Annotated in this window: 1 protein-coding gene; it reads right to left on the bottom strand. The window is 35.3% G+C overall.

Annotated elements, in window-relative coordinates:
- Positions 1–204: zinc ribbon domain-containing protein (locus G9F74_RS29840; protein ID WP_165406454.1), on the bottom strand; the 204-nt coding region annotated here is incomplete at both ends.

The raw sequence follows: 204 nt of genomic DNA, 5'->3' as shown, positions 1-204 counted from the left end.
TATCCACAACAAGAACATAATTGGCTGGAAGCAAATGTTTTCGACACAACAATGATTTGTTTGCCGTACCATTTTGCTTTGTATTCCAACATGATTCGAAACTGTGACCATGATACCTCACTAATTACTTTTGCTAACCTATGATTCTTTAACATATTCGATACTTGCAAATCCTCTATACCGATAACATCGTGGTTTTTGATG

The organism is Bacillus sp. EKM202B (assembly GCF_011066025.1).
Classification (GTDB): Bacteria; Bacillota; Bacilli; order Bacillales; family Bacillaceae_G; genus Bacillus_A; species Bacillus_A toyonensis.
The sequence above is the reverse complement of the archived record's forward strand: the minus strand, read 5'-3'. Positions and strand labels throughout refer to the sequence as shown.